This is a genomic window from Acetobacter conturbans, from assembly GCF_011516755.1.
GTDB lineage: Bacteria > Pseudomonadota > Alphaproteobacteria > Acetobacterales > Acetobacteraceae > Acetobacter > Acetobacter conturbans.
Genome location: NZ_WOSY01000002.1, coordinates 91,530 through 110,863 on the forward strand (window position 1 = coordinate 91,530; position 19,334 = coordinate 110,863).

At 57.8% G+C, this 19,334-nt stretch carries 17 protein-coding genes and 1 tRNA gene; 7 read left to right on the plus strand and 11 right to left on the minus strand.

Features of this window, described 5'->3' with window-relative positions; all coding sequences use genetic code 11:
* Positions 1-190: 190 nt before the first annotated feature.
* On the minus strand, positions 191-769 hold the full coding sequence (locus tag GOB81_RS02485; RefSeq protein WP_173568798.1) for a YqaA family protein: 579 nt from the start codon (positions 767-769) through the stop codon (positions 191-193).
* 43 nt (positions 770-812) lie between these two features.
* Between GOB81_RS02485 and GOB81_RS02490 the strand changes: the two genes are divergently transcribed.
* The 7 genes from GOB81_RS02490 to GOB81_RS02520 all read left to right on the plus strand — a co-directional run bounded on the left by GOB81_RS02490 (position 813) and on the right by GOB81_RS02520 (position 10,053).
* Positions 813-1,190, plus strand: a complete 378-nt coding sequence (locus tag GOB81_RS02490) for a hypothetical protein (protein ID WP_173568799.1) — start codon at positions 813-815, stop codon at positions 1,188-1,190.
* 633 nt (positions 1,191-1,823) lie between these two features.
* Complete coding sequence (locus tag GOB81_RS02495) at positions 1,824-2,699, plus strand: bestrophin family protein (protein WP_173568800.1); 876 nt, start codon at positions 1,824-1,826, stop codon at positions 2,697-2,699.
* A 270-nt stretch (positions 2,700-2,969) separates the two neighbouring features.
* Positions 2,970-4,625 carry a porin family protein gene (locus tag GOB81_RS02500; protein ID WP_173568973.1) on the plus strand — a complete coding sequence of 552 codons (1,656 nt, stop codon included), beginning with the start codon at positions 2,970-2,972 and terminating at the stop codon, positions 4,623-4,625.
* Positions 4,626-4,818: 193 nt separating this feature from the next.
* Positions 4,819-5,409, plus strand: a complete 591-nt coding sequence (locus GOB81_RS02505) for a CarD family transcriptional regulator (protein WP_173568801.1) — start codon at positions 4,819-4,821, stop codon at positions 5,407-5,409.
* A gap of 53 nt (positions 5,410-5,462) precedes the next feature.
* Positions 5,463-7,058: a tetratricopeptide repeat protein gene (locus GOB81_RS02510; RefSeq protein WP_173568802.1), complete on the plus strand. Its 1,596-nt coding sequence runs from the start codon at positions 5,463-5,465 to the stop codon at positions 7,056-7,058.
* A 33-nt stretch (positions 7,059-7,091) separates the two neighbouring features.
* On the plus strand, positions 7,092-8,555 hold the full coding sequence (locus GOB81_RS02515) for a SulP family inorganic anion transporter (RefSeq protein WP_173568974.1): 1,464 nt from the start codon (positions 7,092-7,094) through the stop codon (positions 8,553-8,555).
* 91 nt (positions 8,556-8,646) lie between these two features.
* Complete coding sequence (locus GOB81_RS02520; protein WP_173568803.1) at positions 8,647-10,053, plus strand: pilus assembly protein TadG-related protein; 1,407 nt, start codon at positions 8,647-8,649, stop codon at positions 10,051-10,053.
* A gap of 12 nt (positions 10,054-10,065) precedes the next feature.
* Here GOB81_RS02520 and GOB81_RS02525 read toward each other — a convergent pair whose 3' ends face one another.
* The 10 genes from GOB81_RS02525 to GOB81_RS02570 all read right to left on the minus strand — a co-directional run bounded on the left by GOB81_RS02525 (position 10,066) and on the right by GOB81_RS02570 (position 19,188).
* Positions 10,066-10,272, minus strand: a complete 207-nt coding sequence (locus GOB81_RS02525) for a hypothetical protein (RefSeq protein ID WP_173568804.1) — start codon at positions 10,270-10,272, stop codon at positions 10,066-10,068.
* Positions 10,269-11,222, minus strand: a complete 954-nt coding sequence (locus GOB81_RS02530; protein ID WP_173568805.1) for an outer membrane protein assembly factor BamD — start codon at positions 11,220-11,222, stop codon at positions 10,269-10,271. Before GOB81_RS02530 ends, GOB81_RS02525 begins: the two co-directional genes overlap by 4 nt.
* Positions 11,219-12,169 carry an MlaD family protein gene (locus tag GOB81_RS02535; RefSeq protein ID WP_173568806.1) on the minus strand — a complete coding sequence of 317 codons (951 nt, stop codon included), beginning with the start codon at positions 12,167-12,169 and terminating at the stop codon, positions 11,219-11,221. The genes GOB81_RS02530 and GOB81_RS02535 overlap by 4 nt, the downstream gene beginning before the upstream one ends.
* Positions 12,169-12,867, minus strand: a complete 699-nt coding sequence (locus GOB81_RS02540) for an ABC transporter ATP-binding protein (protein WP_173568807.1) — start codon at positions 12,865-12,867, stop codon at positions 12,169-12,171. Before GOB81_RS02540 ends, GOB81_RS02535 begins: the two co-directional genes overlap by 1 nt.
* Before the next feature lie 51 nt (positions 12,868-12,918).
* Positions 12,919-13,878 carry an MlaE family ABC transporter permease gene (locus GOB81_RS02545; RefSeq protein ID WP_338421297.1) on the minus strand — a complete coding sequence of 320 codons (960 nt, stop codon included), beginning with the start codon at positions 13,876-13,878 and terminating at the stop codon, positions 12,919-12,921.
* Positions 13,875-16,199, minus strand: a complete 2,325-nt coding sequence (locus GOB81_RS02550; protein WP_173568808.1) for a cache domain-containing protein — start codon at positions 16,197-16,199, stop codon at positions 13,875-13,877. The genes GOB81_RS02545 and GOB81_RS02550 overlap by 4 nt, the downstream gene beginning before the upstream one ends.
* A 97-nt stretch (positions 16,200-16,296) precedes the next feature.
* Entirely contained in the window at positions 16,297-17,679 is a 1,383-nt protein-coding gene (locus tag GOB81_RS02555; protein ID WP_173568809.1) for an MATE family efflux transporter, read from the minus strand.
* Positions 17,680-18,021: 342 nt separating this feature from the next.
* Positions 18,022-18,096 (minus strand) — tRNA-Thr (locus tag GOB81_RS02560).
* An 87-nt stretch (positions 18,097-18,183) separates the two neighbouring features.
* Complete coding sequence (gene dksA / locus GOB81_RS02565; RefSeq protein WP_173568810.1) at positions 18,184-18,597, minus strand: RNA polymerase-binding protein DksA; 414 nt, start codon at positions 18,595-18,597, stop codon at positions 18,184-18,186.
* A 126-nt stretch (positions 18,598-18,723) separates the two neighbouring features.
* A complete protein-coding gene (locus GOB81_RS02570) occupies positions 18,724-19,188 on the minus strand; it encodes a flagellar assembly protein FliX (RefSeq protein ID WP_173568811.1) in 465 nt (154 codons plus the stop codon).
* Positions 19,189-19,334 lie beyond the last annotated feature (146 nt).

Here is a 19,334-nt window from a genome sequence, read left to right on the forward strand (position 1 = left end):
TGTTTTTGCGGAACCGGTCCCATGGGAGAGCGAACCCGTTTCATGGTGCACGAGGAAAAACAGTGTCTTCTGCTTATAGTTATTGATGGATACATCGGGAGTAAAAAAACTTACGTCACCGTTTGATCTTTTAGACACATTCCCGTCTCTCAGCCAGAGATTGTTAATAAATTGAAATTGATGATCAACTTTAGAGATATGCCAGCGCGAGGATGCCACCGATAAGCGCCAGCGCGAACGCTCCACACACGAGGGGAAGGCGCTTTTCAATGAAGGCCTCGATTGGTGCGCCGAAGCGCTGCAAGAGACCGGCAACAAGGAAAAACCGGATGCCGCGTGTGGCAAGGCTGGCGAGAAGGAATGGCAGTAGGGGAAAATGGGCGGCGCCGCTTGCTATGGTCACGAACTTGTAAGGAACCGGGGTGAGGCCTTTGATCAGGACAATCCAGACACCCCATTTCCTGAATTTTTCCTGCAGGGCGGCAAGCGTCGCGTCCGCATGGTAAAAATGCACGATGGGTCTGGCGACCACGTCAAGCAGAACGGCTCCGATATACCATCCGAGCACGCCGCCGGCGACGCTGCACAGGGTCGCGATGAGGGCGTAACGCCATGCGCGGCCACGATTAGCCAGCACCATAGGAATGAGAAGGGTTTCCGGCGGCAGCGGGAAGAAACTTGCCTCACTGAAGGCAAGAATACCAAGCCAGAAAGGAGCCATCGGACCGGCTGCATGAGCGCGAACGCGTGTGTAGAGACGGTCAAGCATGGCCCCGTACTCCTTTGAGACAGAGGTGAGAAGAGCCGCAGGAATGCCATTCAGTCGTCACGCGGGCAAGGGGCTTCCGTGTATCAGGCCGATACTGGCCTCCGATCTGTTTTTCGCGCTCCATTTCAATAAATTCTCGTCGACGCCATTGCTCAAAATCGAACAGATCACGGTTATGGTGACGGGGAGTTTCCGGATTTCTCCGGAATGGCGTTCTGCATGCTTTATCCGGATCAGGAACATGGCGTGCATGTCGGGTGTATTATTGGCCACAACTTCCAAGAGAAAGATCGTCGAAACGGATGCGCTGCTCCTGTCGTCAGGACCGTCTGAACGCATTGATATCAATCCATCGTCCTTCGTATTGTGCGACGCTTTAATCTTAGCATGGCAGGTCAACAGCTTTTCAGGCCATCAATGATGGAATTGGCGATTCCGCGCGCAAATTGAAGAAATATTACAGTGAAATTGGGCGTTTTTGTCCCAAGAACTGCTATCCGCAGCATACGAGCGTAATTTACCGTGTGATGATGAAACACGGAGCCATGAAGAAAAAGAATTGCCCTTGGCCTTCAATGGCATGCCCGGAGTGGTGATTGCGAATGCCATAGGGGGAGGAGGGGACAGGCAGCGGCGTTTTTCAGGGATACCCGAAGGTGGGGTGCCTAATTCATGGATATCCATGAAAAAAGATTGCCGGAACCACGGGGGGATGTCGTTGGATACACCCTGACAGGGCATGAGAAGCCCGTTGGAGACGTTACATGACTCCATTGCCCGATTGTGGGCCACATTCTGAAGCGTTGGGAGATTGGCCCATCGATGGCAACAGCATTTCACTCAAACACCCAAAAGCCGCATAAGATATATTATGCCAACTAAATGAGCGGATTGGTTTGACCATCCGGTGACAAACTATGTGTAGGCTTCGTCGATGGGTTGTTGCGGGCCATTCCGGGGTTTTCAATGGCCGGTGCAGAACTTTGAGCCCGTTATCGGGTTGAAGAAATTCGTTTATCTGCAAACATTCGAACAGGAAAAGAGACAGGCTGGAATGATCGTCAATAAAAGGATCGGACTTCTGGTTCTGATGCGGGAAAGCGCCGGCACATTGCTGCTGCTGGCCGCCTGGGATTTTGTTGTCGTTATGCTTTACCAGCTCTTCCATCAGGAATGGATGGAAATTCCCACCCTCCCACTCTCCCTCATAGGATCGGCTCTGGCGCTCTTCATGAGCGTGCGTAACAACACAGCCTATGCACGGTGGTGGGAAGGACGGACGCTCTGGGGAGCTGTGACAAACAATTCACGCTCGTTCGGCCGACAGGTATGCACCCTTCTCGGCGGCAGGAAAGACCTTGTGCGGGCGATGGCCGCCTACCCCCATGCATTGCGGACCGCGCTGGGCGATATTGACGCTTCAGCGGATGTGGAACGCCTGCTCGCCCCTGAAATGGCGGAACATATCAAAGGCTGGGCAAACCAGCCCAACGGCATTCTGCTGCAACTCGGGATGGGTGTGACCGAGGAAGCCACGAAACGCGGCATCGATGGGGCTCTGCACGGCCAGATCGACCGCATTCTGTCCGATCTGGCAAATGCACAGGGCGGTCTGGAGCGGATCTGCAAGACGCCCCTTCCCATCCAGTATTCTGGCCTGCCGCGTGCTCTTGCCAACATTTTCTGCATTGTGCTGCCGATTTCCGCAGTGCAGACGCTTGGCTGGGTTACCCCTCTCGGCTCGTCACTCGTCGGCCTGCTGTTCGTGGTGCTCGACAAGACCGGAGCTGACCTGCAGGAGCCGTTCGTTGATTCTCCACACGCCCTTCCAATGGAAGCCATGGCGAGAACCATCGAAAGAGATCTCCTTCAGTCGATCGGTGAAACGCCCTCCCCGCAGGTTGTGGCGTGTAACGGCGTTCTCCCCTGACGCGAGAAAAAATTCTCGATCACAAGATGTTCAGGTCGCCCTTTGTGCCATTGACCGCCATTACCTTTTTGTCACACTTGAAATGCTATGAAAGGCAACTGACTCAGACAGGTTTCCTGAATGCCGGGCTGGCAGGACTTTTCGTGTGTCACGGGTGCAAAAAGGACGAAAATGATCTTCATTCAGTCGGAGCTGCTTTTTTTCTCGCGTCTCCGCTCCGTGAGACGGTCGTCACCGCTCGCCTCTCCCTCCCAGAGCATCGGTGCGTTCATGCGCCCGCTTCTCGGTGCCGGACTTCTCGCGGGCTCCGCGCTGGTGGCGGTCGCTCAGCCCGCTCATGCGGATGAATATACCGACCTGCTCGATATCCTGCGGGTGAAAGGCAGTCTGACGCAGGGCGAATACAGCGTCCTGACCGCCAAGCATCGCCGTCATCTTCAGCAGGACGCTTCGGAACGTTCAGAGGGCCGCCCTGCCCGGCTCGCTGACGCACGGACAGCCGATCGTTCCTCGAATCTGCGAACCACGGCGACACGGACGGCGCACGGTCATGGCACAATGGCCGACCCGGACGTGACACCCGTGTTTCTTGACGCGCGGGATGCAGCAGACCGGGCGGCGGCAAGTGCACAGTCCGCCCATGACTCCATGCTCGCCGCGCAGGCCGCGATCCATGACCCCACCATCGTCAGGACCGACAAATACGTTCCGGGAAAAGGCGTCACCTTCCATGCAGGGGAAGTGGCGATCAATCTTTCGGGTTTTGTGAACGGCTTCTACACATACGACAACGCCTATGGGCGCTATGTCGGTGGCGGAACGTCCGCAGGCGCTGGTGGCAGCAAGTTTGATGCCTCGGCCGTCCGTAACGGTTATCTGCCTGCCGCGCTGATCACCAAGATCACCACGACCCAGAACGGGATCGACATGGCCGCCGTCTTCGGCATGTATCCGGGCATGGACAACAGCAAGACGGGCGCCCTGAACGCCAACTCGGGCGGCAGTCCTCTGGCGCTGGGCACGCCTGGCATCGATTTTCGTCAGGTTTACATGACCTTCGGCAACAAGAAGCTCGGAACCTTCAAGATCGGACGTGATCTCGGCATCTTCGGGTCGGATGCCATTCTCTCCGATGCCACCCTCATCACACTGGGTTCGATTGGCGGCAATTCCGCGCCGGGCAACACCAGCCTGGGCCGTATTGGTGTCGGTTATCTCTATGCCGACTGGATACCGCAGATTTCCTATCAGTCTCCGGTCATGCATGGCGTGCAGCTTACCGGCGGTATTTTGCAGCCACTCGATGAATATAATTTCGCCGGCACGAACGACAACGGAACGGGTACGCAAGCGCTGTCCGCGCAGTCCTCCTATCATAGTTCGCCCATGGTGCAGGGTAAGGTCACGTACGATTTCACCGCGGGTGACATCAAGGCGCGGCTCTGGGCTGGTTTCCTGTTACAACGTCAGCAGCGTCTTTATTCTTCCGTCATCACCGAGCAGGAAAAGAAGAGCGCTACGGTCGAAGCCGGAGAAGTTGGCGCAAAGCTGAGCTACAAAGGCTTCGAAGGCGTGGCCTATTACTATCGTGCCAGCGGTCTCGGGACGACAGGTCTGTTCTTCGACGGTGTGACACCGAGTGGTCACAAGCGTAATTCAGAGGGCTACTACGTTCAGGCGACCTATTCCTTTGACAAACGCTTCCGCGTTTCAGGAAGCTATGGTGTCAGTAATCTTTATCAGGCGCCCGGTGAGATCGATTCAATCCTCGTCAGACGCAATGAGTCCGAAGTGGGAGCCCTGTTCTACAAATGGACGGACTGGTTGCAGCTAGTTGCTGAATACAGCCATACGGAATCCATCTCTCACAGCAATAATCGCGGCAAAGACAACTCCGCATCCGGGGGCGCTGTTCTCTTCTTCTGATGCAGGCATGGAAAGGACTGTCCTGAACCTTCCGCACAGTCCTTTCCACACGACATATCCGTGGTGTTTTCCACGATGCGCGCTTTTTACGAAACTTTTCAGTTATCTATGCTTTGAGAGGTCTGCCTCGCTGTCATCAGGGTTTCTGGAACCCCCGAGACAGCGATGTGTTTTTGTGGTAGAACCATAGACTATGAGCACATTCAGATCTTCTCCGAAAGGCGGCGTTACGGACGCCATGGCACGCACGGCGGCGGCGACAACGGCCGCACAAGCCAAAACCAAAGTAAAGGACGAGGATCCTTTTCAGGAAGGCGATTCAATCGTCTACGCTGCCCACGGTGTCGGGCGCGTCGATCGCATTGGCATTGATGAAATCGCCGGAACAAAGCTGGAAGTCATCCAGATATCGTTCCCCGGCAATCAGATGACGCTCCGTATCCCGCTGTCAAAGGCTCGCAAGGCTGGCCTGCGCAAGATCGTCTCGCGCGAGATCGTCGACAAGGCGATGGGCATCATCAAGGGCAAGCCGCACGTCAGCAAGGGCATGTGGGCCCGTCGCGCCGTCGCTTATCAGGAAAAGATCAATTCCGGCGATCTCGTGCAGATCGCGGAAGTCCTCCGTGATCTGCGCCGCAATGTGGACAGCCTTGATGGCAGCTTCAGCGAGCGCAAGCTTTTTGAAGCGGCTCAGGAGCGTTTTGTGGCCGAAGTGGCTGTCCTTGAAAAGAAAGAACCGGCAGACGTGCTTGAGTCCCTCACCGCCGTGATGAAGGCAGCATAACACCGGGGTTTCATGTGTCTGCAACGCTCCGTGTCGCCGCCCGGTCCCCCTCGATGAGAGGGGAGACTGATCACCACCCCCTGCTGGTCCGGCGTGCGGAAGCGGAACTTGAGACAGGGCATTTTCAGGAAGTCGAAACAGCACTTGAACCTTATGGCGGCATGGGGTTCACCGCAATTGACCGGCTTCTTGGGTTTGCACTTGCTGGCCTTGTCCGCCCGGAGCCAGCCGCTGCATTGCTGGTGGCTGTGGGGCTCGCCTCGCCGGGCGGCAATCATCCTGCCCTTGATCTGGTAAGCCTGTTCGGACGGCTCGACCAGCGTGAGGCCGCCCGAAAAACCCTTGAGGCCATTCTCAAACTCACACCTGATGATCCCCGCGTGCTGGATGCGCTGGGCGACCTTTTGGCGCAACTGGGCAAGTTTGACGAAGCCGTGGCAGTGCTGGATCGCTCACTGGCCATCCGTCCCGTTTCTCCCATGGCACTCAATTTCAAGGCTATCGCCCTCATGGAGCGCGGTGACATTGGTGAGGCGGAGGCGATTTTCGGAAAAGTTCTCGAACTTGTGCCCGACAATGCGACTGCCCTTTCGAATCTCGCGTGCATCTATTCAGCCATCAACCGGACGGACGATGCGCTGGCACTCTATCGCTCGGCCATCATCGAACGTCCGAACAATCCGGTCATTCGCCTGAATTACTCCATCTCACTCCTCAAAGCCGGTCGTTCCGCGCAAGGCTGGGCGGAACATGAATGGAGACTGCGGCTGCCCGGCCATTCGCAGTTGCCTGAAGCCCGCCTGCTGCCTTCGCTGGGCGACGGTGTGGATCTGCGGGGCAAACGGGTTCTGGTCACGCAGGAGGAAGGTCTCGGCGATACGCTGATGTATCTGCGTTACCTGCCTGCCCTCGCCCGTCGTGGCGCCATCGTGCATGTCTGGGTGCCGGAAACACTCGCTGAACTCTGCCGTCGCGTTGAAGGAATCGCTGTGGTTCAGGTCGGCGGCTCGCTGCCTGAGTTTGACTGGCATTGTCCCTTCATCAGCCTTCCGCGCGCCTTTGTCGGAACCGGGGAGGAAACGGGTGATCCCGTCCCCTATCTGCACGCAAATCCGATCAAGATGCGGGAAGCGCGAAAACTTCTGCCCGCTAATGGCAAGCTGAATGTGGGCCTGGTCTGGGGCGGTGCGCCTCGCCCCCACTCCAGCAGCGCCCTGATGCTCGATCGACGACGTTCCCTGCCGTTTGCGAAGCTTGATCCGCTGGGGAAAATTCCCGGCATCAATCTGATCAGCTTCCAGAAAGGCCCCTATGCGGAGGACGGCACCATCCTTCCCTGTGGGAAAGCGATTGCCGATCTCATGCCTTATGCTGATAATCTTGATGACACTGCGGCTTTTCTCATGGGCATTGATGTTCTTGTGTCGGTCGATACTTCTGTCGTGCATCTTGCCGGCGGTCTCGGTCGTCCAGTCCTGCTCATGGACCGTTTCGACAATTGCTGGCGCTGGCTGTCAGGTCGGGAAGATTCCATCTGGTATCCGGACCTGACAATCGTCCGGCAAAACCGTCCGCGTGACTGGGATGATGTCGTCAGAAGGGTTGCAGCGCACCTGCGTGGCATGGCAGCAGACCATCGACGCCGCTGAATACGACGCGCCTGCCCACCACTCAGGAAAATGATGACTGCTCTTCTTGACGGCTGGAAAGCCGATCCCGTGCGTGAATGCCTTGCCGGCATGGTCGCAACATTTGCACTGATTCCGGAAGTCATCGCCTTTGCTTTTGTCGCGGGCGTTGATCCTTCGGTCGGACTTTACGCCTCCTTCGTCATCAGTGTGGTGATCGCCTTTACGGGCGGCCGACCGGCCATGATTTCCGCCGCTGCGGGCTCTGTGGCGCTGGTCGCGGCAGGCCTCGTCCATGCTCACGGGATACAATACCTGCTGCTGGCGACATTGCTGTGCGGCGCCTTTCAGGTCGTGTTCGGTTTGTTGCGGCTGCATGTTCTCATGCGGTTCGTCTCACGTTCTGTCAGAACAGGCTTCGTGAACGCCCTCGCCATTCTGATCTTTTCCGCACAGATCCCGCATGTCATCGGCGTGAGTTGGCATACATGGCTCCTGATCGGTCTGGGGCTTGCTATCATTTATGGCGTGCCGCTGGTGTTCACCGCCATTCCCTCCCCGCTCATCTGCATCTTTGCGCTGACTGCACTCGTGATGGTGTATCCGATGCCTGTCGCCCGCGTGGCGGATCTTGGGCATCTGCCGGATGGCCTGCCTTTTCCAACGCTGCCGCACCTGCCCATGACGTCTGAAACGCTGGGGATTGTGCTTCCTTACGCCCTTGCCATGGCCATGGTGGGCTTGCTGGAAAGCCTCATGACGGCGCGTGTTGTCGACGACATGACCGGGACGCCATCAGACAAGCGCCGTGAATCGATCGGGCTGGGCCTCGCCAATTTCACCACGGGCATTTTTGGTGGCATCGCTGGTTGCGGCATGATCGGACAGACGGTTGGCAATGTCCGTTATGGAGGACGTGGAAGGCTTTCCACCCTCGTCGCAGGCGCATTTCTGCTGTTGCTGATGGTCACTTTGCGCCCCGTTGTGGCACAGGTGCCCGTCGCGGCGCTGGTCGCGATCATGGTCATGGTATCCGCCAGCACATTCTCATGGTCATCGCTCCGGGAACTGGTCACGCATCCCCGACTGGCCAGCACGATTATGGTTGCCACAGTGGTTGTCGTGGTGCTGACACATAACCTGGCAGCAGGCGTTGCCGTGGGCGTGCTGCTCAGTGGCATCTTCTTCGCTTCGAACGTGTCGTCGATGCTGCGCGTCGATCGGATCGCGGAACCTGAGACCGGCACTTTACGCTTTGCCGTGCATGGTCAGATCTTCTTCGCATCGGCGGAGTTACTGGAAGATGCCATTGAATTCGCGCCCGCTGACAGACCACCCAGCGAGATCATCATTGACCTGACCGACGCCCACATCTGGGATATTACCGGAACGGCTGCTGTCGAGGCGGTTGTCGCGAATTTACAGAAACACGGTCATACCGTCCGTCTTCTGGGGCTCAATCAGGGCAGCGCACAGCTTGTCGAACGGCATTCCGCGCTTCCTGCAGCAAATGAGTAACAAATAGAAACAAGAAAGTGCTCTCCGGTTATAATTAAGGAGCACTTAATTATTCGCCCCTTATCCTCCGCGCCGTAGAGGATGATGGAATATGCTTGGACGTCGGTTTTTCGGATGTTTCCGGCGCCTGCGGTTACGCATTGCCACGCATCGCCGTGGCGATTTTTTGGCAAGCCGAAACGGAAATGTCCTGATCATCGTCGCTTTGTCGGCGCTCCCGCTCATGATCGGCGTCGCTGTCAGCGTGAATGTCGCTCAGATCGTGGATACCCGCTATCGGCTGCAAATGCTGGCCGATGCCGGTGCTCTTGCCGGTGCCAAAGCGACCAATGATTACCTTGCCGAGGAGCTGGACAGCGCCGACCAGGGCACGGCTTCCCAGATCGCTTCGGCCGGAGTGACCAGTTCCGTCACATCCAATTATCAGAAAGCCGGCCTGTCGACCCCGCCAGCCCAGACCGTCTCCCTGACGTCCAGCGGCGATTACTCATCGACAGTACAGGTGACACTCACCACCAGCCTGCCATCAATGATGTCATCCCTGATCGGTTCGCAGGCACTTGATGTCTCCGCCAGTGCCACGGCCAGCATGTCTCCCGGTTCCCGCTACTTCCAGATCATCTTCGTCGTCGATGTTTCAAATTCAATGGGTGTGGGTGGCACAGAAAGCGCCATCCAGACGCTGATCAATGCCGACCAGTGCGCGTTCGCCTGCCATGATCCCAACAGCTATTCATCCCAGACTACATCCTGCACAAAACGGGGAACTGGATGGAACTCCTGCGATAAACGTACTGTCGCCAAGAATCAGGGGATTCAGCTGAAGATCGATTACGTGAATTCGGCGATCCAGCTTTTCATCCAGCAACTTCAGACATATTCCAGCGATGAGCGTGCGAACTTCACTGTTGGCATCGATACGTTCGGCTATTCCTTCACCACCCTGCTCAGTCCCACGACGGACCTGACCACGGCCGCCACGAAAGCCCAGTCCATCGACATCGAGACGGTGACCAACTGGAAGAGTTCGATGGGGCCAACCTACAATTATGGCTACACCTATACGACAAACAGCCTCACCACCGTTCTGAACAACCTGACGAACGTGGGCGATGGTTCATCGGCCACTTCGATGCGGACATTTATCGTGTTTCTTTCGGATGGGCTGGAAGATACCCCCGGCAGTTCCGCATGGGGGCGCGCAACCGGCGTTCCCTATGTCAGTGCCTGCACGGCGTTGCAAAATACCGGCATCCGGCTGTTTACGATCTGGACGCCTTATTACGCCGTCCTGAGCGGATCGGAAGCAGGCCAATATGCCGCTCTTGTCGCGCCCTATGCCGGAACCGGAGACGGTTCAATGGAGGGCGCCATGCAAGACTGTGCCTCTGGAACCAATGACTTTTTTCTCGCCACGGATGGACCCAGCATTCAAAACGCGATTCAATCGACGTTCGGGGCCATCATTCAGGATGTCGGGCTTCGGCTGATCAAATAGCTCACGCCCGGTTCAGTGGGCTTGTGGCACTTTGTACCAGCTTGGTGCCCGCGTGCCCGAGTGATGCTTGTTGTGAAAGGCAGGGCCGTGACTTCCTTCATCATCGGCACACGCCGCGACTGTCAGCCCAAGCGCAAGCAAAATGACCCATGCTTTCTTTTTCCGCAGACGGCGATGGCTTTCGGATGCTGTCGACCCGGCAAGTTCACGCTGCATCATGGTGTCGTATCCTTGGCCTTGAAGGGTTGAACAGGCGCCAGAAGATTGGATTCATTCATGTAACGCGAAGCCTCAGGCGCCGGTTTGTCATCCGTGCCTGCTGTAGCCCCGATGCTTTGCGCGGCTTGTGCAAACAGCGCACTGGCCCGTGTGCCCTGCCCCGCCGCACGTGCGGCCTGCGCCTCAAGAGCAAGCGCTCTTGCCATAGCCTGATAATCCCCCGTCTCACGACGAAGTTTTACGGCTGTAGAAGCAAACTCCATGGCCTGCGTCGGGTTCCCGGCCAGAGCCTGCAACGCCTGTAATTCGGCAAGATCACCTTGCTGGGCAGCAGAATGAGGCAGTTTGGCCGTTTGCAGCATGTTGATCGCTGCATTCAGTGTCACGCCGTTTCCCTGCCGTGATGCGACAAGTCCACTCACGAAGGCGCCCCGTAAGGCGATATCGGTATCGGGAGCCTGAGAGGCCAGATGCGCTTCCTGCTCCGCCTGCGGGAGTTGTCCCAGACGGTATTCCGCAGCGGCGGCCACCAGATCGAGTGCGCCCGTATCCGTGTTCACCGCGCTGCCGCCATGAGTCGTTTTCGGCAGCCCCCCCGTCTGGGCGGAGGCTTCTTCCCCGTGCCTCATTGCCAGCGCGTTACGCGCATTCCGGACAGTTTCAAGAGCCGCCGGTGCTTCGTTGGCAGCCAGTTGAGTCACCGCCAGATTGTAGGAAGCATCCCCGATCGCACTGGCATCGTCACGACGAAGCGCCAGCCGGGCGGCTTCACGGTAGGATCGCTCCGCCACCGTGTAACGTTCGATGGCCAGAGCCTGGCTCCCGGTGTCCATGGCCTGCTGATAGGCCGTGTCCTGATCCTGAATCGTTTCGTCTGGTCCCGACCCGCTGCATCCTGAGAGAGCCAGAAGGGAAAGAATAGCCGTCGAGGCCAGCGCACTCTTTCTCATGGCGCGACTTTCCGGGCTGGAAGCCTGTTGGAAGTCGTCGTTTTCTGACCACCCAGCAACCACAGGCCCCGTAACTGGTTTGTCAGTTTCTGAAGAGTGTAGAGGGTGGTCTGGGCCTGCGTCAGCATAGCAGGCACATCGGCAAGACTTTCGTCCGCGCTACGCGCGATTGATGGCAGTCGCGGTGTCGCCTTCTTCAGGTCATGTGTCGCCGACTGCACGTTCGCCATGGTGGTGTCAGTTTTCGAAAGGATCTTGCGAAGCTGCTCTTCCTCGGGTCGCAGGCGATTGACCACGTCGTTCATGGAAACGATCATCGCCTCAGACTTCCGCACAAGCTCGTCGTTGGTCATCAGCTGACCCACGCTGCCCTTGCCTGCATGCATGTCGGTGATGGCATCGTCGAGCTGGGACATCATGTGGCGGGCGCTCGCCAGCGCGGGCATGACTTCGGCCTGAATGTTCTTGAGCGTCTGCGTGATCATGTCCGTGGGGCTGGGTTCCGTCACAGCATTGATGACGGCATAGTTCCAGTCCATCAGCTCCCCGGCCCCTCGCGTAAGATCGAGATAGCTCGCGCCGGCCACGACAAACTGTTTGCGGATCACCGCCGTGCTGTCACGATGCAGGAACGGTTCCACCTGCGGGTCCAGATCGACCATCGCATACATGCCACCGGTCGGGTTCAGCTTGATCGCACGGATCGTCCCGGCGTGCGCGCCCAGAATCTGCACATCCCCGCCAACGGTCAGGCCGCCCACACCGGTCTCGGGCAAAACGACCCGAAGACGTGCAGGCGGGCTGAGCCAGTCACTGAGAACACCCGCCTCAATCACCGCCGCCGCGAACACCACGATGGCGACCAGTACGAGGAGTCCCACCCATTCATCCGCATAATGAAGATGGATGAGAGGGCGGCCTTTTTGCCGTAATCTGATCTGAAACATCAGCGCCTCCGTACCGTTAACAGTCCATCGTCCGCAAGCCGCCACAAGGCGCTGACGGCCTTGCGGTAGGGTTGCCACACACTTGAATCCCGCACAAACCAGACGACAGCCGCCCCCCGGTCCCGTGCCGCCGTCAGACATTCGAAAAATGGCTGAGACAAATCGACCGGGCTGGTCTCGAGGGGGTCTTCAATCAACATCATCTGGGGTTGTCCCAAAAAGGCGCGGACGCAGGCGGACCGCACGATATCCGCATCCGACAGGCGGCGCGGCGTTTCCGTAGGAATGCCCGGCAAACCGAACTGTTCGCTCAGATGCAGCGTCTCGGTTGTAAGGTCCTCGATCGACACCGTGGTGTGGTGAAGCTGCTTGATCATGATGGACACATGCGTGCCGAAGAGATCGGTCCATATCGGCCGCCGGGTAATCCGGCCGATGCGCCCCCGCAGAGCATTGCGATGCCGGTCGTCAAGCTCCGTCCAGTTCATGCCCATGAAACGCGCGGTGCCATGATTGAGATGCACCATGCCGGAACAAAGGTCGGCAAACATGGTCGCACGAGACATATCGCGGCATTCAATCACCACGCATTCACCTGCCATCACGCGCAACGTGAATGGCACGGGAGGCAGGCTGCTCTCATCGAATGCCGGTGTGGCTTCCGTCAGTTCCAGCAGGGGGCCGCCAAGACGATTCACCCTTCTGCTCCTGACGATCCGGCTCTGAAGACAAACATCATCACCCTGCCCTCACAGCTTGAGACTGAAGAGAACGCTGACCGTCATGACGATCAGCATCCCGCGTGTGAAACCGCGTGGTAGCATGGTGGCGATGGAATCCTCGTTGGATGCCGTCAGTCCGCCGATACAGCACCCCAGCCCCACCAGAAAGCCGACCACAATGAATTTCAGTGGAATCAAAAGGTAATCCGCCGATGTCATGGCGGTAACCACATCATAGTAAAATGACAGGAGTGAATTGGAGAGCGCGCCGGACGCACGGCTGATGACATATCCCGTGGTCAGCGAGGAAAGTGAAAACATGATGCCGAGCGTGAAGCCTGCCACCGTGAAAGCCAGCGTTCTCGGCACTACCAGCAGGAGGAAAGGATCGAGACCCTCGGCCTGCATGGAGCGCACCTGCCCTCCCGTGGTCATCATGCCCACTTCAGCCAGGGACAACATGCCGCTTCGTCCCAGCATGAGAATGCCGACAAGAATAGGCGCCAGTTCCCGCACGATAACGGTCACCAGCACGGAGCCGGTCATCTTGGCCATCCCGGCAAATCCCAGCCAGTAAATTGCCTGAGACACAACGCCCACGCCCGTCAGTGCGCCCATGACCACCGTACTGAGCAGACCGCGGCCCGCCACCGTCGCCAGGGTCTGCTGGAACTCGTAACGGACGGTGCGACGCCATGTGTTGGAGCGCAAACTCTCCCGCAGCACGCCCCAGCTTGTGCCGAGCATGATGAGCAGGAACCACACCCGCTTGCGGACCATTGCGCCCAGCGTGCCGAGAAAATGCACGAAACGATCACTGATCGTCAGATTTTGGGGGCGTCCATCATCATCACGATGAAAGGTTTCGGGAGGGGCACCCTGACCATGCACGTCCGCCGACGGGCCGGCAGGCAGCACGCCGCTCGTCGGCGGGTTGGGGTTGCCGTCGTCGCCCGATCCGTTCTGGCCTGTGGAGGACCCTGTCACCGGCGGGTTGCGAGCACGTACACCCGCCCTATGCCCGAACGCGGTGCGTAGAACGACCCGCGACTGTGGAAGAGATAATGCTCACGCAGCGCCTGATAGACCCGTTCCGTGACTTCGATCGTCCCGACATCCGGCGCACCCTGCGCCATCAGTTCCGCGAGCGTCACCGTCTCACCCCACAGGTTGAACGTCTTGGGCTCCTTGCCAAGATCCCCGCCCATCGCCGGACCGAAATCCATGCCGATGCTGAAGATCGGCTCGATATTGGCCGTTGAAAGAAGCGTCATGCAGGTCTCGCGCAAAACCAGAGCCGCTTCCGCAAGACGCCAGATCGCCGTCGGATCGGGCTCCTTCGTGCAGCCTGCGACGCAGATCAGGCGATGGCCTGCCACCTTGACCGAGAAAAGGCTGTAACGAACAGCGATGTCCTGCACTTCGGTCGCGATCTTGTCGATGAGCGACAACAGCCCGGAGGCATCGTCGCCATTCTCCATGACGGGGTCCGAAAAAGTGATGACCATGACCGCTACGCTCGGGAACAGTCCCTCTCCGATTTCACCACCGACTTTGGGGGCCTGCATCAGAGCCTCGTCAATCCGCGGCGGCGGCAGCACCTGCCCTGACACGGCATCGTTGCCCGTCGGAACGGCACTTTCGGCGGCGGGCAACTCCGCCATCCCGCTGAACCGGATGGAGGCGATGGAGGCAACAATTTCGAGGAAGTAGCTGACATGCTGGGCGAAAGGCGCATCCTCCATCGTGATGGCGCCTACAATGTCGGAGTGGCCCTGACTCGTTCCGCGAATGGGGTGGACTGTCAGCGACGTTGTGCTGTTGTCCCGCATGACCATCCGCTCATAGGCCGCAGTGCGAGGGTCCCCTGCCGCTGACGCCACCGTTACAGGCGCTCCGGCGTCCACGAGCTTGAAGAAATCCTCCATGTCCTTACGGGACAACTCGAAGCCGCCGGAATGCGCTTCCTCCTTGGCGTCGTAACTGTCTTCGCAAATCAGCGCCGTGCCGTCATGCAGCAGTCGCCACAAGGAAACCCTGCGAGCATGGCTGACCCGGGCCAGTTCTTCGGTCAGGGTTAGCGCTTCGTCCTTCGCATCCAGAATATCCGGCGTGAGAGCTACCTGCTGCAGGGCAACCGTCTGGGTGCTGGTCTGGGCTCGCTCAAATGCAAGCTGACGTGTCAGCCGTTCCGCACGCTGTCCCTGCCGTCCCAGAAGACCGGCCAGCACCACGGCCAGCACCACGATGATCACGGAGAACTGGAGGCTTTCACGCCCGCTCTGCCGCGCGAAACTGGCAAAGTCATTTTCCGGAGCAACAATAAGCAGTGCCCAGTCATCGGATGTGGGCAAGGTCTGAGCCATGCCGATGTAGTTGTTGCCTTCATATTTGAAGGGGTGAGAACCGGGACCGCGCACCCGATAAATGTCGTAGATGCGGCGAAAGGTCCCTTGTGCCGTGGGATCCAGCGTCATCTTCGTGGGATCGCCATGAGCGCGAACGACCACTTTCTCGAAGTCATGACCGGCTATGATGCGCCCATTTTTGTCGAGAATGATCGCCGTCCCGTTCTGGCTGATTTTCAATCCATCCAGAAACTGACTCAACTGATTGAGGGAGACATTGATGGCGAAAACACGCTGGACGCCATCCGTTCCGACGAGTGGGACCGCCCCTGTCACCACCAGCATCTTGGTATTTGCGTAGATCGTGGGAGGCGTCCAGGCAAAACCCTTTTTCTGGATCGTATTCTCATACCAGGGGCGCGTGCGGGGATCATATCCGCCGGTCGGGTTTTCGTCCGAACGCAGGAGTTTTCCACTCTCGTCATAGAAATCGTGATGGAAGACCGCCTGTTTTCCGTCGGTCTTCAGTTGGGTATATTCCAGTCCCTTTCCGTTCGGATCGCGTTCAACCAGTAGAAAGTTGCCGTTCTGATCCGCGAGATAATAGGACTGAATCTGAGGGACCAGTCGCAGCATCGATGCGCCGTAAGCATAAAATGCTCTCTCGGCCACGGCTGCTGGCGCATGACCAATGAAGTCCTGTGCGAAGGACCCGCCCAGCGTAGCCGCGCCGATATAACCGGTCACATCCTGCACGACGTAGCGTTGCACGGACTGAAGCAGCTCGTGGGTGAGCTTCAGCACGCCTTCGCGGGTGGTGCGGTAGGAATGCCAGCCAATGCCGCCGATTGCCGCAAGGATGAGGACAACGGTCGCCACAGGAATAACGACCTGAATAAACTTCTGCCGCAGGGAAGCATCCGTCTGTTCGGTCGGGTCGACAATCTCGTTCGCAGCCAAGAGTTTCGCACCCCTCATCCAGACGTGCAGGCTTCGGCACGCGCGCAACGGTCTAACTTTAACAAGGTCTTACCAAAAATCTCCAGCTCTAAACACCCTATGCGAGTGGCATGAGAGACCGGTGACGCCAGCAGAGCGCCCAATAGAGCACACTGGCGATGAAAATCGCGGAGAAACTGGCGGAATAACCGAACCATACTCCCCATGAACCGTAGAATCTGGCGAACAGGTAGCCTGCGGGTAATTCGATCAGAGCAATGCAGCCCAGCATGATTGCCATTGGTGGAACCGTGTCACCACTGGCCCGCATCGCCGCACCCAGCACGCCACCCAGCGAGAGCAGGACGGCACTCCACATCACGGAACGGAAGACATGGGTGGTGATCGCAATCACCTTGGGGTCGGATGTAAAAAGGGAAGACACCATCTCGGGGGCGAGCGAGACGAACAACGCCAGCGCACTTGTCAGAGCCAGACCGATCCCGAAACCCAGAGCCAGCACGGCGCGCGCCCTTTCAGGCTGGCGCGCTCCGATCGCATGCGAACACAGCACGGACACCGTGATGCCCACCGCCATGCCGGGATATTCGATATAGGTCAGCGTCTGCGTGAAAAGACCGTAGGCCGCTGTCATATCCACACCGAACCCGTTGATGCGTCCGACCAGCACGACTTCGGCAAGCCCCTGCGTCGCTATCTCAATGGTTGACGGAAATCCAAGCCGGATCACGGAACGCAAAACTTCCCGCGAAGGCAGAAGCTCGCGCATCATCTGTCGGCCGGGAGCCAGAGGATGGCCAAGCCGTCGCAGCCAGACGGCCGCCAGCAACAGCGCGGTGCACCAGCTGATGATGCCCGTCACCGCTGCTCCCGAAATCCCAAGTCGGCTTGTGATCAGGATGGGTGTCAGCACCAGTGACATGATGATCTGCAACGCCATCATCGCCAGTGGGCGAATATTGTCTCCCGCACCCCTGAGCGTGATGGAGACAGTGATGACCAGAATCAGTGCCGGCGTTCCGGCAAGAAAGACCCGGCAATATTGAGCTGCATGCGCGGAAATATCATGCGGCACGCTGAACAACGTCAGCATCGGCTGCACCATCCACTGCCCTGCGACGGCAATCACGCCCCCGAAAACCACAGACATCGATATGGAGGCCGCTGCGGCTGCCCGGGCCCGCTCAGGCTCCCCGGCTCCCCAGAACTGCCCGACAAGCACACTCGCACCGGTTCCCAGCCCCACGCCGCAGGAAACCAGTATCAGCAGCAGAGGATAAAACGTGCTGGCGGCAGCGAGATCGGCGGCCCCCAGAAGGCGGCCGATATAAATATTGCCGATCGTTCCCGAAAGTGACTGCAGGATGCAGTCCAGAAGAACGGGCAACATGAAAATCAGGAAAGAACTGATGAGGCTTCGATCGTTCTGCCGTGCTTGCGGTTCTGACCGAATATCGTCGTCCGTCTGTTCGATCGACACAGTATTCTCACTCAGTGACAGGCTTCATTGTTCGTAACGGGTGCGTGCATCGCATTGCCTGTTACGAAAGAGCTTCATTTGAAAGCCGGCTTTCATAAAACACTGAAGTGGCAAAACAAAGTCTTGTTGACGTGGCGATCAGTCCAGACGTTTCACCGCTCAACTTTCACAGCCAGAAAAACACTCGATCTGGGTAAGGCCTGCCTATGATGTTTTTATGACTACAGGTAGGAATGACTGTCTTTATTTTGTTTTCAAGACAGCTGAACCTGCTGGCCGGTTTCTTCAACATATTGTCTTGCGTTGAAGATTTCGTTTCAACCACCATACTGGTGGGAAAGATGGTGCTGCTAGCGAGGATTGAACTCGCGACCTCTCCCTTACCAAGGGAGTGCTCTACCACTGAGCTACAGCAGCGCCGACGGGAGGGTTCCTACCCGCTGAGGGCAGTCTCGGCAAGCCCCCAAATCCATTTGCGAGAGACTTTTTATCCCTCGCCCTCACTCAGTCGTCCCGATGGATCTTTTCCATACGCTCGTGACGTTCCTGCGCCTCAATGGACAGAGTGGCGATGGGACGTGCTTCGAGCCGTTTCAGGCCGATCGGCTCTCCGGTTTCCTCACAGAAACCGTAATTGCCATTCTCGATACGCTGCAATGCCTGATTGATCTTGCCAATAAGCTTGCGAGCACGATCCCGGGTGCGCAGTTCCAGCGCCCGGTCTGTCTCGACACTGGCCCGATCCGTGACGTCAGCTTCATGGATTCCCCCCTCGGAGAGGCTGGCCAGCGTGCCGCCAGCTTCCTTAAGAAGCTCCGCACGCCATTTGATCAGCTTCTGACGGAAATATTCCGTCTGCAGGGGGTTCATGAATTCTTCGTCGTCAGACGGTCCATAGTCCGGAGGAAGTGTTAACATGTCTTTCATCTCCGTTCCCTGAGGCGGCGCCCCCTCACGAATGCGCGGCTTATAGCGGCGCCCACCGATCCAGCCAAGCTCGAATCGGCGTATGATTTTCTGCTATGCTTCCAGACGGAAAAATTTTCAGGACTGGTCGGCTGTAGGCCCCACCTGCTGAGAAATATGATTTTTCTTATTTTCCTGTCGCCTTATTCTGGCGGCCTCCACGGCAAGCTTCACACGGATGGAATTGGCTACCGCTGCAATGCCGTTCATCCCCGATGGCGGCATGTCCCGGCAGATTCCATCCAGCTCAACCAGCAACGCTTCCGGGGATGAGCGTCCGTCCAGCAAAGCAATCTGCAGTTTTTTCAGCACATCAAGAGCAGCCTGACCCCAGGCCAGTGTTTCACGATGCTCTTTCTCATCCCCTGCCAGAGAAGATTCCTGCAACGACAATAAGGTGAGAGAAACTGCCGCCGGTCTGATCTCGGATTCGGTGGCCTCCACTTCCCGTGGCAGTGAAAACGCAGACTTTGCCGACGGGCTTCGAGTCTTTGAAGGCATCCTTCCGCGGGTCACATAGCCGAGTGAGTCGATTCTGCTCATTGGATCTCCGCGTCCTCTCTCAGAGTGAAGCGGCCTGCAGGCGGGGACCGCTTGTCTTCAAAGAAGGACACCCCTGCGCCCGTTCAGAAATTGTTTGTTCTTCCAGTCGATAGTGTGGCCTCGAAACATTTACGAGCGGCAAAGAA